Origin of the sequence: Mesorhizobium sp. NZP2298 (assembly GCF_013170825.1) — a bacterium.
Lineage (GTDB): Bacteria > Pseudomonadota > Alphaproteobacteria > Rhizobiales > Rhizobiaceae > Mesorhizobium.
In genome coordinates this window covers 5088861-5103313 of sequence record NZ_CP033365.1, presented here as the reverse complement: position 1 = coordinate 5103313, position 14453 = coordinate 5088861, and the positions used below count along the sequence as shown (strand labels likewise).

Annotated in this window: 14 protein-coding genes; 11 read left to right on the top strand and 3 right to left on the bottom strand. The window is 62.7% G+C overall.

Translation table 11 applies throughout. The features are described 5' to 3' along the window. Positions 1-59 precede the first annotated feature (59 nt). Positions 60-1019: a LysR substrate-binding domain-containing protein gene (locus EB231_RS24770; protein WP_172351128.1), complete on the bottom strand. Its 960-nt coding sequence runs from the start codon at positions 1017-1019 to the stop codon at positions 60-62. A gap of 111 nt (positions 1020-1130) precedes the next feature. On the opposite strand from EB231_RS24770, the gene EB231_RS24765 reads away from it, so the two are divergent. The 6 genes from EB231_RS24765 to EB231_RS24740 all read left to right on the top strand — a co-directional run bounded on the left by EB231_RS24765 (position 1131) and on the right by EB231_RS24740 (position 7999). Then, entirely contained in the window at positions 1131-1967 is an 837-nt protein-coding gene (locus EB231_RS24765; RefSeq protein ID WP_172351127.1) for a hypothetical protein, read from the top strand. Between the two features lie 45 nt (positions 1968-2012). After that, the gene (locus tag EB231_RS24760) at positions 2013-2939 is read left to right on the top strand and encodes a DMT family transporter (protein WP_172351126.1); all 927 of its coding nucleotides are present in this window, start codon (positions 2013-2015) and stop codon (positions 2937-2939) included. Further along, a complete protein-coding gene (locus EB231_RS24755; RefSeq protein WP_172351125.1) occupies positions 2932-3135 on the top strand; it encodes a hypothetical protein in 204 nt (67 codons plus the stop codon). Before EB231_RS24760 ends, EB231_RS24755 begins: the two co-directional genes overlap by 8 nt. Before the next feature lie 152 nt (positions 3136-3287). Continuing rightward, complete coding sequence (locus EB231_RS24750) at positions 3288-3746, top strand: MucR family transcriptional regulator (RefSeq protein WP_056565530.1); 459 nt, start codon at positions 3288-3290, stop codon at positions 3744-3746. 137 nt (positions 3747-3883) lie between these two features. Continuing rightward, positions 3884-5761 (top strand): ABC-F family ATP-binding cassette domain-containing protein, encoded by a 1878-nt coding sequence (locus tag EB231_RS24745; RefSeq protein WP_172351124.1) that lies wholly within the window; start codon positions 3884-3886, stop codon positions 5759-5761. A gap of 129 nt (positions 5762-5890) precedes the next feature. Then, positions 5891-7999, top strand: a complete 2109-nt coding sequence (locus EB231_RS24740) for a molybdopterin-containing oxidoreductase family protein (protein ID WP_172351123.1) — start codon at positions 5891-5893, stop codon at positions 7997-7999. Between the two features lie 22 nt (positions 8000-8021). On the opposite strand, the gene EB231_RS24735 is transcribed toward EB231_RS24740, so the two are convergent. Then, positions 8022-9164, bottom strand: coding sequence for a flavin-containing monooxygenase (locus EB231_RS24735; RefSeq protein WP_172351122.1), 1143 nt, complete (start codon positions 9162-9164; stop codon positions 8022-8024). A gap of 82 nt (positions 9165-9246) precedes the next feature. Beyond that, the gene (locus EB231_RS24730; RefSeq protein ID WP_172351121.1) at positions 9247-9726 is read right to left on the bottom strand and encodes an Lrp/AsnC family transcriptional regulator; all 480 of its coding nucleotides are present in this window, start codon (positions 9724-9726) and stop codon (positions 9247-9249) included. Between the two features lie 104 nt (positions 9727-9830). Here EB231_RS24730 and EB231_RS24725 point away from each other — a divergent pair, with 104 nt between their 5' ends. From EB231_RS24725 to EB231_RS24705, 5 genes are all read left to right on the top strand, one after another. Beyond that, positions 9831-11039 carry a diaminopropionate ammonia-lyase gene (locus tag EB231_RS24725; protein ID WP_172351120.1) on the top strand — a complete coding sequence of 403 codons (1209 nt, stop codon included), beginning with the start codon at positions 9831-9833 and terminating at the stop codon, positions 11037-11039. Continuing rightward, the gene (locus EB231_RS24720; protein WP_172351119.1) at positions 11036-12268 is read left to right on the top strand and encodes a Zn-dependent hydrolase; all 1233 of its coding nucleotides are present in this window, start codon (positions 11036-11038) and stop codon (positions 12266-12268) included. Before EB231_RS24725 ends, EB231_RS24720 begins: the two co-directional genes overlap by 4 nt. 4 nt (positions 12269-12272) lie before the next feature. Beyond that, positions 12273-13433, top strand: coding sequence for a M20 aminoacylase family protein (locus EB231_RS24715; RefSeq protein WP_172351118.1), 1161 nt, complete (start codon positions 12273-12275; stop codon positions 13431-13433). Between the two features lie 320 nt (positions 13434-13753). Further along, positions 13754-13927, top strand: a complete 174-nt coding sequence (locus tag EB231_RS24710; RefSeq protein WP_246740714.1) for a hypothetical protein — start codon at positions 13754-13756, stop codon at positions 13925-13927. A gap of 306 nt (positions 13928-14233) precedes the next feature. Further along, positions 14234-14407: a hypothetical protein gene (locus tag EB231_RS24705; RefSeq protein ID WP_172351116.1), complete on the top strand. Its 174-nt coding sequence runs from the start codon at positions 14234-14236 to the stop codon at positions 14405-14407. Positions 14408-14453 lie beyond the last annotated feature (46 nt).

Genomic DNA, 14453 nt, shown 5'->3' with positions numbered 1-14453 from the left:
TTTTCGTTCTGGATTCGAGGGCTGGCGGTTCGCGTCGTCATCGAGGGACGATCCGAATTTCAGACGGCCTCAGAAGCCAAATCTCTGATTTCGCTATCCAATTGGCGTTGCGTCAGGGCCGCTTCCGCCATCACCCATTGTTTGAACAGCAGCACCTTGCGTGCGGCGAGGCTCTTGTGCGGTGAGACGAAATACCAGCCGGCCGTGTTCGGGTGGTGGACGGCAAAGGGAGCGACCAGCCTTTCGGCGCGGATGTCGCTGGCCATGTAGGCGCGGTTGGCGACGGCGAAACCCATTCCGGCATTGGCTGCCTCGTAGGACATCATGCACGAGTCGAAATAGATGCTCTTGGTCTCGCTGAGCACGAAGCTGGCGCCGGCGAAGGCCAGCCAGGATTGCCAGTTCTGGGTGCAGGTATCGGAATGCAACAGCGTGAAGAGCTTGAGGTCGTCCGGTGTCACCTTCGACAGCGGCTTGTCGCCGAGTACCTCATGGAACAGCTTGCGGCTGCACACCGGCGTCAGGTCTTCCCGAAACAGCAGATCGGATGGCAACCCGTTGAAGTGGCCGTCGCCATAGCGGATTTCGAGATCGAAATCGGAGGTCGTGAACTCATGCGTCGCGTAGGAGGTCGAAACCCGCATCACGATATCGGGATATTGCCGCTGAAACAGCGGCAGGCGCGGAAACAGCCAGCGCGCGGCAAAGGTCGGCAGCACGGATATTTTCAGCACATGCTCCTGCGATTGCCCGGTCGCTTCCATGCTGGCGGCAACGATTCGCTCCAGCGCCTCGCGAACGCGCGAGACATAGGTCTCACCCTCCGGCGTCAGCGACACCGCATTGCCGCCGCGCTGGAAAATCTTGAAGCGCAGCTGGTCCTCCAGGCTCTTGACGCGCTGGCTGACCGCGGAAGCGGTGATGAACTGCTCTTCGCCCGCACGCGTGAAATTGCCGTGCCTTGCAGCACTCTCCACGATCTTCAGCGAATTGAGGTTGACTTGACTGAGCAGGCGCACGGGTTTCGACCTTAAGCTGGGCTTACGGTAGCACTAGCATTCCTAATTTTACAGGGGGGACTAATTTAATCGACTGTTAACCAAGTGTTTGCCCCCACTTGGAGAAGTACAATGAACGCACACACCATACCCGAACTGCGCTATGCGATGAGCCGTGAGGCCATCATCGGACATGAAACCGCCTGGAAAGTGTCGAGTTTCGGCGTTGCGCAGTATCTGCATGGCTATGATCCGGCCCTGCTTGCCGCAATCGAGGAGGCTGCCCTGAAGCTCAAGGCCAGCCATGCCGTGCACAAGCACCTCGACCTGACCTTTATCACCGGCGCTGACCGTTTCATCCCCGAAATCAGGGAATTGCTGCACGACAAGCTGCGCCTGGAGCGACTGTCCGACATGATGGGCACGAAGCTGGAGCCCTATCCGCTATCGATCGTCGGCTCGACCGTCACCTTCATGAATCCAAGGGATGGTGCCGTCGAGTGGCATTGCGACGGCGTTCCGGTCACCGAACTCATTCCGCTGTCGATCAGCAATCCGCTGGTCGGCGGCCATCTCGAGATCTATTGCGATGATTCCGAGACCGGTCGCGCCATCCTCGAATCCGGCCGCGAGATTCCGCGCAACCGCATCATGCGCATCGATCACAAGATGAATTACGCGACACTCGGACAGTTTCTTGGCGTCCTGCATCGCACCGCGCCGATCCAGTACGGCGAGCGCGTCACACTGGTGCTCAACCAGCGTTCGGTGGCCAAGCCCTATGTCGACGACAATCGCATGTTCTATCTTGCCGCCGACAACGACCATGATCGCGAGTGGGTCAACGAGCTGGCCGAAGATGTCTGGACCAACCAGTTGCCCGCCTATCGCCGGTTCGAGGCGGAGCATCCCACGCCTGCCCCAACCGCCGAAGCACAGGTTCCGGGCGGGGCACGGGAATCATGGTAGCGAACCATGATTCCGAAAAGTGGGACCCGGTTTTCGGACAAGATCATGGTCAAGCCTGGAGATAGAGTTCGATGCCGATTCTTTCGGCATGGATCAGGCTCGATATCCGCGCTGGTCTTCGCCGCCGGCGCGGTGGCCTTGTGGTCGACCAATGCCTTGGTCGGCAAATCCTTGCTGGCGACCCATCCGGTGTCGCAGGTGCAGTTCCTGCAATTTGCGGGCGCTGTACTGGTCTTCGCCCTGATCCGGTTCATGAGCCGGGAGGAGGCTCCGTCGGTGGCGCTCCGGGCCGCACTCGCGCCTCTCGCGGTCGGCCTCATCGGTCTGGTCGGCACCATGGTGCTGCAATATGTTGCCTTCGCATCGATGCCGGTGATCGAAGCCAATCTCGTGGCCTACACTTGGCCCTTGATGGTCGCTGCGGCGGTGATCGTTTTCGAAAATCCGCGGCGTCCGGTTTTGCTGGGGCTTGCCGCGGCCCTTGGGTTCGTCGGCGTCGTACTGGTGATATCGGGCGGGCGTGAGAGCACCTGGTTCCAGGGCGATCTTGTCGGCTATTTCGCCGCCTTCGGGTCCGCGCTGTGCATGGCCTTTTATTCGGTGATGGTGGGGCGGCTCGCCACGTCGCCCGAGCGCCTTTTGTTGCCATCGTCGCTGGTCGGCATCGCCTTGACGCTTTTATGGTCGGCTCGCGAAGGTGTTGCGTGGCCCGCCGGCGTGGATCTGGCCCTTGGGCTCTATCTTGGCGCTGGCCCGATGGGCCTGGGTTATTACCTCTGGTCACGCGCCTTGAAGCTCGAAGGCAGCGGCAAGGTCGCTGTCATAGCCTATCTCACGCCGATCGCGTCGACGTTGCTGCTGACCCTGTCCGGCGAACGACTGACGACGACCGCTATCGCCGGAGCCGTCCTTGTCATCGGCAGTTGTATAGCGGTCGGCCTGGAACGTTCGGAGGCACAAGACCATGTTTGACGAAAATGAACGTCTCGCCAGGCAGGAAGCGCATTGGCTGATCAAGGAATTCGGCGTCGAGGCACCGCTTTACGCAGCGATGAAGGCCGAAAAGGCGATTGAACAGAAGGATTTCGGGCGCTGTGCCCGCTGGAAGCGTATTCTTGAGATATTGGCCGACGGCCGGACAACCAAGTCTGCCGGTTCCAAGTATTAGATTTTCTAATTTGCGTGACGTCGATTTTCCATAAAAGTAGTTGACACCAAGTCTTGATTCGTTTTGGAACTTGGCGGCCCGTTGGGGGACGCGGTTAAAGAGATACATCGGCAAAAGTCTTCACTGTGGTGGATGATTTTATCGCAAATAGGATGAAAGAATTGTCAAATATCGAGGATAAGACCGTGATCGAGCTGACGGCCGATATTGTCTCGGCCTATGTCGGCAACAATCCGCTTCCGGCTTCCGGCCTGCCTGACCTGATTGCCAGCGTCAGCGCCTCGGTTCGAAAGCTGGCTGGCGCGGCCGTCGTGGAAAGCCCGAGCCTGGTTCCGGCTGTCAATCCGAAAAAGTCGGTGTTTCCCGATTACATCGTCTGCCTGGAGGATGGGAAGAAATTCAAGTCGCTCAAGCGACACCTCAGGACAGACTATGGTTTGAGCCCGGACGATTATCGGGCCAAATGGGGCTTGCCGCCGGACTATCCGATGGTTGCTCCGAACTACTCGGCGACCCGGTCGGCGCTGGCGAAGTCGACGGGACTTGGCCGCAAGCCGGCGGCACCGGCCACCGTCGCCAAGGCGACAAAGCGTGGCAAGGCCACTGCCTGAAGCCTTGCCGGCCGCTACGGCGAGCCATTGATCGGCGGCTGTGACGGCGCAATTGCAGGCGCCGTTTTCAGGCCTTGTGCGGCCAACCGGTCCGCAAGGTCTTGCGAAGCGTCGATGTCCGGTGCAAAAGCGCGGCCATGCTGATCATCAATGACCTTTCGCTCCGCATGGCCGGGCGCCTGCTTCTCGACCATGCCTCGCTGACCTTGCCGGCCGGCACCAAGGCCGGTCTTGTCGGTCGCAACGGTACTGGCAAGACGACGCTGTTCAAGGCGATTACCGGCGATTTTCCCTCCGAGACAGGCTCGATCAGCCTGCCGAAGAACACGCGCATCGGCCAGGTGGCGCAGGAAGCGCCGGGAACCGAGGAGCCGCTTATCGAGATCGTGCTCAAGGCCGACCTCGAGCGTACGGCGCTGCTTGAAGAAGAAAAGACCGCCACCGATCCACACCGCATCGCCGACATCCATATGCGGCTGGCCGACATCGACGCGCATTCGGCCGAGTCCCGCGCGGCCACCATCCTGGCCGGCCTTGGCTTCGACGATGCGGCGCAGCGCCGTCCGGCCTCGTCCTTCTCCGGCGGCTGGCGCATGCGCGTGGCGCTCGCCGCCGTGCTGTTTTCAGAGCCAGATCTCCTGCTGCTCGACGAGCCGACCAACTATCTCGATCTCGAAGGCACGCTGTGGCTGGAGAACTATGTGTCGAAGTATCCGCACACGGTGCTCCTGATTTCGCACGATCGCGATCTGCTCAACCGCGCCGTCAATTCGATCGTTCATCTCGACCAGAAGAAACTGACCTTCTGGCGCGGCGGCTACGACCAGTTCGAGCGCCAGTATACCGAGCAGAAGGAATTGCAGGAAAAGGGCAGGGTCAAACAGGAAGCCGCCCGCAAGCATATGGAATCCTTCGTCGAGCGCTTCCGCGCCAAGGCCTCCAAGGCGAGGCAGGCGCAGTCGCGCATCAAGGCGCTGGAAAAGATGAAGCCGATCGCGGCCATCGTGAACGATTCGGTGCGGCCGTTCTCCTTCCCCGAACCGGTGAAGACGGTTGCCTCGCCGATCATTGCGCTGAACAACGTCAATGTCGGCTACACCGAAGGCCAGCCGATCCTGAAGAAGATGACGCTGCGCATCGACGCCGACGACCGCATCGCGCTGCTCGGAGCCAACGGCAACGGCAAGTCGACTTTCGCCAAATTGCTGTCCGGCCGGCTCAAGCAGGAGAGCGGCACCATGACCGTGGCGCCCGGGCTGAAGGTGGCGATCTTCGCCCAGCACCAGCTCGACGATCTCCGTCCGGAGGAAAATGCCTATGAGCATGTCCGCCGGCTGATGCCGGAGGCTCCGGAATCGAAGGTGCGCGGCCGCGTCGCCCAGTTCGGTCTCACCACCGAGAAGATGAATACGCCCGCCAAGGACCTGTCCGGCGGCGAGAAGGCGCGTCTTCTGATGGGCCTGTCGGCCTTCGAGGGGCCGAACCTGTTCATCCTCGACGAACCGACCAACCACCTCGACATCGACAGCCGTGAATCGCTGATCCATGCGCTCAACGAATTTCCCGGGGCCGTCATCCTGATCTCGCATGATCGCCACCTGCTCGAGGCGACCGCCGACCGGCTGTGGCTGGTCAAGGACGGGGCGGTCAACCCGTATGATGGCGACCTTGAGGACTACAAGACGCTGGTCACCGGCGTGTCCGGCGATCGCCGTGGCAAGCGCGAGGCGGACAAGGCGTCAAAAGCCGACCGCCGCCGCGATGCGGCAGCGCGCCGCGCCGCTTTCGAGCCGCTGGCCAAGGAAATCCGCGCCACCGAGGCGCTGATGGACCGCATCCGCAAGCGCATCGACGGCATCGAGGACGAGTTGGCCAACCCGGCGATCTACGAGAAGGACCCGTCGACCGCGACACGCCTGGCCAAGGAACGCTCGCAGCTCGCCCAGACGTTGGCCGGCCACGAGGAAAAATGGCTGACCATGTCGGCTGAATATGAGGAAGGCACGGCGGAGTGATTTACCCCCCCATCAAAGGGACGGTGAGCTGCCGTTATGCGGTAGCAGGTGGAAAAGACGTCTCCCAAACGCAGCTTGTCGGCAAATCTGGCCCTACACGCTATGTCTGGAACCGGCTAACCTCACCCCATGAACCAGCACGCCAAGCTTCGCATCGGCCATTCGGCCTGTCCGCACGATTGCCCTTCAACCTGTGCGCTCGAGGTCGAGCTGCTCGATGGCAACCGCATCGGCCGCGTCCATGGCGCCAAGGCCAACAGCTACACATCGGGCGTCGTCTGCGCCAAGGTTGCGCGCTATGCCGACCGTGTCCATCACCCCGACCGGCTGCTGAAGCCGCTGGTGCGGACCGGCGCCAAGGGCGACGGCGCTTGGCAGGAAGCGAGCTGGGAGGCGGCACTCGATCTCGTCGCCGAAAAGTTCATCGCGGCCGAAGAGAAATACGGCTCGGAGACGGTGTGGCCCTATTTCTATGCCGGCACGATGGGACTGGTTCAGCGCGACGGCATCCACCGGCTGCGTCACGCGAAAAAGTATTCGGGCTTCTTCGGATCGATCTGCACCAATCTCGCCTGGACCGGCTGGATGATGGGGGCAGGCGCCCTGCACGGGCCCGACCCGCGCGAGATGGCGAAATCCGACTGCGTGGTGATCTGGGGCACCAATGCCGTGGTCACCCAGGTCAATGTGATGACCCACGCCATCAAGGCGCGCAAGGAGCGTGCGGCGAAGATCGTCGTCATTGACGTCTATGAAAACGCGACCATGAAGCAGGCCGACATGGGCCTGGTGCTGAAGCCCGGCACCGACGGCGCGCTGGCTTGCGCGGTCATGCATGTGCTGTTCAGGGACGGCCTGGCCGACCGCGTCTACCTCGAAAAATACACCGACGACCCGAAGGGGCTCGAAGCGCATCTGCGCACGCGTACGCCGGAATGGGCCTCCGCCATCACCGGCCTTGGCGTCGATGAAATCGAGGCCTTCGCCCGGTTGGTTGGCACGACCAGGAAGACCTATTTCCGCCTCGGCTACGGCTTTGCCCGCCAGCGCAACGGTGCCGTCAACATGCATGCCGCTTCCTGCATCGCCGCGGTCACCGGCAGCTGGCAGTACGAGGGCGGTGGCGCCTTCCATTCCAATTCCGGCATCTTCAAGCTCAACCAGGACGTGCTGGAAGGCTCAAGGATGCGCGATCCCTCGATCCGCTATCTCGACCATTCGCGCATCGGCCCGGTGCTGACCGGCGCCAGCGACGCGCTTTATGGCGGCCCGCCGGTGACGGCCATGCTGATCCAGAACACCAATCCGGTGAATGTCGCGCCCGAGCAGCGGCTGGTGACGCAGGGTTTCCGGCGCGAAGACCTGTTCACGTGCGTGCACGAGCAGTTCATGACCGACACGGCCAAGCTCGCCGATGTCGTGCTGCCGGCGACGATGTTCCTCGAGCATGACGATGTCTACAAGGGCGGCGGCAACCAGCACATCACGCTCGGCCCCAAGCTGATCGACCCTCCGGAAGGGCCGCGCACCAACCATTTCGTTATCGAGCAGTTGGCCGAGCGCCTCGGGGTCGCCGATCGGCCGGGCTTTGGCCTGACCGAACAGCAGCACATCGACATCATTCTCGGCAAGCGCGGGTTGGGCAGCTTCGACAGCTTGAAAGAGCAGAAATGGGTCGATTTGCAGCCTGATTTCGAGACCGCGCATTTCATTAGAGGATTTGGCCACGCGGATGGAAAATTCCGCTTCCGTGCCGACTGGACCGGCCAGGCGGCTCCCAATCGGCCGCCGAAGAGCATGGGCCTGTTCGGACCGGTCGAGCGCCTGCCCGAGTTTCCCGACCATGTCGATCTGATCGAGGTCGCCGACGAGGCGCATCCGTTCCGGCTGGCGACCTCGCCGGCGCGCAACTTCCTCAACTCGACCTTTGCCGAAACGCCGGTGTCGAAGGAAAAGGAAGGCAGGCCGGCACTGCTCCTGCATCCAGACGATGCGGCGGACCTGGGGCTTGCCGATGGCGACCGTGTCGAGGTCGGCAACCGGCGGGGCGACCTGGTGCTGCACGCGAAATTCTTCGACGGCATCAAGCGCGGCGTGGTGATCGCCGAAGGCATCTGGCCGAACAGCGCGCATGAGCGCGGCGAAGGCATTAACGTGCTGACCGGCGCCGATGCGCCGGCGCCCTATGGCGGCGCCGCCTTCCACGACAACAAGGTCTGGCTGCGCAAGGCAAGTTGAGCCGGGCGAAGCGCTGGGCCGACTATATCGGCAGGATTTCGGTGGCCCTTTTTCTGCTCAGCCGGTAATGGATGTCATCGGCGATCGCCTGGGCTTCGATCGCGATCTCGCGCAACAACCCGGTGACCGCATTGTGGAAGCCAACGAGATAGAGGCCGAGATCCGAGGCCTGTGCGGTGACGCCACTGCGGTCTGGCTGGATGCCGGGCTCGAGAAATTTGGCATAGCCCGGCCGGAAACCAGTGGCGAAGATGATCGCGTCGAATTCGCCATGCTTGCCGTCGGCAAAACGGGCGCCGCGCTCCGAGATCTCGGCGATATCGGGCGCGACCTTGATCGCACCTTCGCGGATCTTGTCGATGGTGCCCACATCGATCACCGGAATGCGCGATGCGGCCGCAATCTGTTGCAGCAGTCCCTGTCTCGGCCGTTTGAGCCCATATTTTTCCGGCCTGCCCAGCACCAGGTCGAGGATGAGGGGGAAGAGAACGTCATTGACGCGTTGCGGCCCCAGCCGCGCCGCCATGCCGACCATCTGGATGGGCACGCCGAACAGCTCACGCGGTACGATATGAACGCCGCCGCGCACGGAAATCGTCGGTTTTGCGCCGTTTTCCGCCAGGTCGAGCGCAATCTCCGCGCCGGTGTTGCCCATGCCGACGACCAGCACCGACTGGCCGGCGAAAGGCGCGGCATTGCGATAGTCGGCACTGTGCAATGTCTTGCCCGTGAAGGTGTCGATCCCAGCAAATCCGGGACGCAAGGGCTCGGCATTGTAGCCTGACGCAATCACCACATGCCTGGCGCGCAGCGGACCGGATGTCGCCTCCACACGCCAGCCGTGGTCCTCCCGGGCGATCGCTTCCACCGTTTCCCCAAAATGGGGTCGCAGGTCGAAGCGTTGCGCATAGGCATCGATATAGTCGACGAAGAGACCGCGCGGCACATAACGTGGATAATGCTTCGGGAAGGGCGCGAAGGGCAGGGACGAATAGCGCTTGGTGGTATGCAGGTGGACGCGCTCGTAGTGCCGCCGCCATGCGGGTGCGGCCTGCTGTTCTTTTTCGATGATGATGAAGTCGACGCCGGCCTGGCGCAGGCATGCGGCAACAGCCAGGCCCGCCGGCCCGGCACCGATGATCGCAACTGGGGTGGTATCGTCCAAGCGCGCCTCCGCCGCTCAATTCGCGTCCTGAGAATGTCAAAAGCATGGCGGGTCTGGCGGGAGCCTTGCCTGCCGGCAAGGCTCAGTCCGGCAACGGCACCGTCAGCCCGACCTTGACGCGGTCCATGGCGACGAAGGTGCGGAATTTCCGCACATTGTTGCTGCCGAAGAACAGTTTTCGCGTCAGCGCCTCATAGGCGCCCATGTCGGCCACGGTGATGACGAGGATGAAGTCGGCTTCGCCGGTGACGTAGTAGCATTGCTGCACTTCAGGCGTTTGCGAGAATTGCCGCTTGGCTGCGTCGATCAGTTCTGTGCGCTCGCTCTCCAGCTCGACCTCGACGAAGATGGTGAGGGGCTGGCCGACCGCCGCGGGGTCGATGATGGCGACATGGCTTGCAATGACCCCGGTCTGCTCCATGCGCTTGATGCGGCGCTGCACCGCCGGTGCCGACAGGTTCACCGCTTCGCCGATCAGGCGCTGCGGCGTCGTGTTGTCCCGCTGCAGGATGGCAAGGATGGCGAGATCGAAACTGTCGAGCGGCGGCGGCGATGGCGGCAATGGCGATATCCCAACGAAACAAACTTGCATTTTGAAGGTCTAATTACAGCGCTCTTTGCGCCTGCCTTGCAATATATTCTCGCTAACTGCCAAGGAGGCCGCCAGTGTTCCTGCTCAATCGCAATGCCTTGCACGGTAAGCCGCTTGATGTGACCGATGCCGAAACCCTCGGCATCACGGGCGCGGACACGGTCGAGCGATTCCTCGCCCATCGTGAAAATCACGCAATGACGCCACTGCACGCGCTGCCGACACTGGCGAGTGAACTCGGCCTTGGCGCATTGCATGTCAAGGATGAGGGCTTTCGTCTCGGCCTTGGCAGCTTCAAGGCGCTGGGCGGCGCCTATGCTGTCTTCCAACTGGTGCTGGAGCAGGCAGGCAAACGCCTTGGCCGCCCTGTCGATGTCAGGGATCTCGATCGAGCCGATGCCCGCTCGGTCGCCGCGAAGATGACTTTTGCTTGCGCCACCGACGGCAATCATGGCCGCTCTGTCGCGCAAGGCGCCGAGCTTGCCGGCGCCAGGGCCGTGATCTTTGTCCATGCCGGGGTCAGCGACGAGCGCATCTCGGCAATAGCCCGCTATGGCGCGGAGATGGTTCGTGTCGACGGCAATTATGACGACTCGGTCAGGCAAGCCGCCGAAGTCGCGGCCGAGAAAGGCTGGACCGTGGTATCGGATACGTCATGGCCGGGCTATGAGCGCATTCCTGGCCTGGTGATGCAGGGCTATACGGCGATCGTGCGCGAAGCGCTGCGCCAGCTCAGCGAACCGCCAACCCACGTCTTTGTCCAGGCCGGCGTTGGCGGCATTGCCGCCGCTGTGGCTGGCCACCTCGCCATCGTGCTCGGCGAAGCCAGGCCAACCTTCACTGTCGTCGAGCCCGCACGTGCCGCATGTATCGTCGCAGCTGCTGTGGCAGGGCGTGTGGTCAAGGTGGCGCATGATCAGCCGACTGTCATGGCCATGCTTGAATGTTATGAGGCCTCGCAGGTCGCATGGCGCGTGCTGGCGCGTGTCGCCGACGCCTTCATGACCGTGGACGAGGGCGACGCCATCGCGGTGATGCGGCGGCTGGCACGGCCGGCCGGCGACGATCCGGTGATCGTTTCCGGCGAGAGTGGCGGCGTCGGCCTTGCCGGACTCATCCGGGCGATGGCCGAAAACAGAACAGACCTGGGCCTCGACGGCAAATCCCGGGTGCTGGTGATCAACACCGAAGGCGCCACCGACCCGCATCGCTATGCCGAACTGGTTGGCACGGGCCCGGCCGATGTGCTGGCCGGCAAGCTTGCCGCCGAGGCAACGCCGTGATCGCGGTCGATGCACAGCGCCTGCTTGGCCGCATCCGTGAACTGGGCGCAATCGGCCGCGACGGTGAGGGCAGGCTGACCCGGCTGGCCGCTTCCGACACCGACAAGCAAGGCCGCGACCTCTTCGTCGGCTGGCTGCGCCAGGCCGGGCTCGATGTCGCCATCGACCGCATCGGCAACATCTTCGGCATCTGGCAAAGCGCCGACAATGCAGGCAAGGCGCCGGTGCTCATCGGCTCGCATATCGACACGGTCATCGACGCCGGCATCTATGACGGCTGCTACGGCGTGCTTGCCGGGCTGGAGGTGATCGAGACGCTGAAGGCGTCGGGCCTCTCGCCGTCGCGCCCGCTCGCCGTCGCGGCCTTCACCAATGAAGAAGGCGTGCGCTTCTCTCCCGACATGATGGGCTCGCTGGTCCATGCCGGTGGCGTCGATGTCGAAGCGGCACTCGCCGCTGTCGGAACCGACGGCCGCACGCTCGGGCAGGAACTGGCCCATATCGGCTATGCCGGCGAGCGCGAGCCGGGTTTTCTCAAGCCGCACATCTATGTCGAGCTGCATATCGAACAGGGGCCGGTCCTGGAGCGCGAAGGGATTCCGATCGGCGCCGTGGAAACCCTGCAAGGCATCTCCTGGCAGCGCATCACCCTTGATGGTGTCGCCAACCATGCCGGCACCACACCGATGTCGATGCGCTGTGATGCCGGATACGCCGCGGCACGCGTGGTCACCTTCCTGCATGACCGGGCAACGGCGTCGAATTCACCAACGGTTGTCACTGTCGGCACGATGCGCTTTGAGCCCAACGCCATCAACGTCATTCCGTCGCGCGCCGTCTTCACCGTCGATCTGCGCGATCCCGACGAGCAGCGCTTGCAGGCGCAAGAAGCGGCACTGGCCGTCTTTCTGCAACAGCTCGCCAGCGAAGGGATCACCCTCACGGTCGAAAGGTTGGCGCGGTTCGAGCCGGTTGTCTTCGACGGCCGGGTCGTCGAACTGATCGAGGCCGCCGCGAAGAAGCGCGGGCTTGCCTCGCGGCGCATGACCTCGGGCGCCGGCCATGACGCGCAGATGATCGCGCGCATCGCGCCGGCGGCGATGATCTTCGTGCCGAGCGCCGGAGGCATCAGCCACAGTCCGCACGAACACACCGAAGATGCCGAGCTTGTTGCCGGCGCCAACATCCTGCTTGATGTCGTGACTGAACTTGCCGAACTCGAAGGCTGAAGAGATGGCTGATCTCGATCGCGAAACACTGAAGCGCGAGATGACCGCCTGGCGGCGCGACCTGCACGCGCACCCCGAATTCGGCTTCGAGGAGAAACGCACCGCCGCCTTCGTTGCCGCCAAACTGCGCGAATTCGGCCTGGACGATGTCACCGAAGGCGTCGGTGGCACCGGTGTCGTCGGCACTTTGAAGCGCGGCACCGGCAATCGGGCGATTGCGCTGCGGGCCGATATGGATGCGCTGCGCATAGCAGAGCAATCGATCGCGCCCTATCGCTCCGGCAATGCAGGAATTATGCACGCTTGCGGTCATGACGGCCACACCGCCATGCTGCTCGGCGCGGCCAAGCTGCTGGCAAGCGAGGGCGGTTTCGACGGCACCGTGCGCTTTATCTTCCAGCCGGCAGAGGAGTGGGGCAGGGGCGCCCTGGCCATGCTCGACGATGGCCTGATGCAGCGCTTCCCCTTCGACGAGATATTTGGCCTGCACAACATGCCCGGCCTTCCCGTCGGGCACTTCGAGACCCGCGCCGGTCCCGTGATGTCGGCGGAAGACAATTTCGAGATCGTGCTGAAGGGGCTCGGCGGCCACGCGGCGCGGCCGCATTCGGGCAACGAGACACTGGTCGCCGCCTGCGCGCTGGTCACCAATCTGCAGACCATCGTCTCACGCCGGCTGAGCCCGGCCGACATAGCGGTGGTTTCGGTGACCGAATTGATCACCGACGGCACGCGCAATGCATTGCCTGGTCTTGCCCGCATCCTTGGCGATGCCCGCAGCTTCCACCCCGAGGTGAGCGCCGGTATTGAACGCCAGATGCGCGTCATCGCCGAGGGCACTGCTGCGGCTTACAATGTCGCCGCGGAGGTTACCTATACGCGCGAATTCGTGCCGTTGCGCAACGATGCCGAACTGGTCGATGCGGCCTTTGCCGCCGCAAGAACCGTCTTCGAGCCCGGCAATATCGCGGTCGCCCGGGAGCCGATGACGGCATCGGAGGACTTTGCCCGTTTCCTTGATCACGTGCCGGGCTGCTTCGTCTTCCTCGGCAATGGCGAAGCTTCGGCGCCGCTGCACAATTCCAGCTACGACTTCAATGATGATGGGCTGGTTTTCGGCGCCAGTTTCCATGCCGCAATTGCCAGGCAACGGCTTGCGATTTGACAGGCTACGGATGCATTTCAACGCGCTTTGCCGGGGGGAAACGCCCGGGAAAGCCCGAAATCCGCGATCCCACATGACGTGGGGGCAAGACTCAGCTAGCTTTCATCCTGCGGCGGACCTGATTTATCCGCTTGGCCGGCGCCTTCTCCTCCCAAGCGGCGCCGGCCTTCTTCGTTGCGGCGATCCCTGGATAAATTAGAGATCATTAAATTTAGAATATTCGCACTTGCCGGAAGTTAGGGTCTTGCTGGCATAGAAGCCGCCGGGTCCTTGGGGTGTTTGCGGGAAGACGGATGCGCGGGCGGAGCTGGATAAAGGCGTTGCGCCAGGACGAGGCGCGGCTGGTGCGTGCGCGCATCGCCGAACTCGAAAGAAACCTGACGGCGGCGTCTCCGGCCCGGGGCCGTCAGCAGCGGCAGGAAGCCGGGCACGAATTGCGCAATGCCAAGCTCCGCCTCGAGCGTCTTCAGGAATGCATCGCGTCAATACCTTGAGGTACGGCGGGGCCTTGAGGCTCCGACTGGAACGCCACCGCAGGCAAAGATGTTCGATTGGCTACAACCTCTGTTGCCACGACAGGATTGCTGGTTACATTCGCGCCTTGGTCAGCGCCGAGGGCCTTTGTCGGCGGCAGTCGCAAGCCGAGACAGTCAAAGCCAACAGAACGAGGCCCAATCTTAGCTTTTTCATCGCTATCGCCTCCATCTTCTCAACGACGCGGCATCGGTTTGGTTGCGAACCAGCGTTGCGGGAACAAAACGCCACGGTTCCGGTTGTTCTCCATTAGAGGAGACCGCAGCATGATCCGTTTGCTTCTGACCGGCGCCTTTGCCTTTCTCACCTACCGCCTCGCGCGCAGGATGATCGATGACGTGCCCGGCGACATCGATCCACTTTTGCTGCCCGCATCGAGAAGCGACCGCGACGCTCTGCGCCGACAATCGGCGGCCATGGGTGTCGATCCCCGGCGCTAATTCGTCGTACCGCTTCCTTGTTGCGAACAAAGCGGAAACGATGCTT

Excerpts from the sequence above, each read along its gene's own strand:
- EB231_RS24765 (WP_172351127.1), top strand. The coding sequence starts at position 1,131 with ATGAACGCACACACCATACCCGAACTGCGCTATGCGATGAGCCGTGAG.
- EB231_RS24715 (WP_172351118.1), top strand. The coding sequence starts at position 12,273 with ATGGCTGATCTCGATCGCGAAACACTGAAGCGCGAGATGACCGCCTGG.
- EB231_RS24740 (WP_172351123.1), top strand. The coding sequence starts at position 5,891 with ATGAACCAGCACGCCAAGCTTCGCATCGGCCATTCGGCCTGTCCGCAC.
- EB231_RS24760 (WP_172351126.1), top strand. The coding sequence starts at position 2,013 with ATGGTCAAGCCTGGAGATAGAGTTCGATGCCGATTCTTTCGGCATGGA.
- EB231_RS24750 (WP_056565530.1), top strand. The coding sequence starts at position 3,288 with ATGAAAGAATTGTCAAATATCGAGGATAAGACCGTGATCGAGCTGACG.
- EB231_RS24705 (WP_172351116.1), top strand. The coding sequence starts at position 14,234 with ATGATCCGTTTGCTTCTGACCGGCGCCTTTGCCTTTCTCACCTACCGC.
- EB231_RS24755 (WP_172351125.1), top strand. The coding sequence starts at position 2,932 with ATGTTTGACGAAAATGAACGTCTCGCCAGGCAGGAAGCGCATTGGCTG.
- EB231_RS24745 (WP_172351124.1), top strand. The coding sequence starts at position 3,884 with ATGCTGATCATCAATGACCTTTCGCTCCGCATGGCCGGGCGCCTGCTT.